Below are 571 nucleotides of genomic sequence, written 5' to 3' on the forward strand. Positions count from 1 at the left end.
ATTAATGGCGTGCTTAGAAGTTCTCATGTGTTGTTTTTATTTTGATTTTTATTACGAATCTTGTGCGTCTTGGCTAATCGTTCCTAACGATGATTCCAATGCTTTGATCGCTAGTTTGAAATACCTGAACTGAGCTTCATCGATGCGTTGATCAGGATCTTGGTCGGCATACACCACACCAATAGGCTTACCTTTAACAAAGATAGAAGCGAAGAACGCTTCATCACGTTGCGTCGTCTGCTTAAAGTTCATGGGAACAAGATCAGAGACTTCTTTTTTGACGCTCGGTTTAAGCCATAGAGCCGCTGGTTTGTCGCACAATACGCTAAAAATCGTTCCTTTGATAATAGGTGTGCTAAAACTAGCGAGTGGGTCGTCACCGTCGATGCCCGACTTAAATACGATGTTTAACTTGGATTTATCTTTGCTAAGAACGCACAGAGCGCAACGTTTAAGGCGAAGTCCGATTTGGATCTGTTCAACCATTTTCGTCATTAGAGCTGAGGCTGAGTTGAAATCAGTTGGTTGTTGTTTGATGGCTTTTAATAGGTGAAGGAATGACGCTTCTGGT

At 42.0% G+C, this 571-nt stretch carries 1 protein-coding gene; it reads right to left on the bottom strand.

Annotation, left to right across the window (positions count from 1 at the left end; translation table 11 throughout):
* Window positions 1-51: 51 nt before the first annotated feature.
* Window positions 52-571, bottom strand: a 520-nt coding sequence (locus A3738_RS28025; protein WP_197474100.1) for a hypothetical protein, incomplete at its 5' end; no start/stop codon positions are given.

Source organism: Oleiphilus sp. HI0066 (assembly GCF_001635725.1).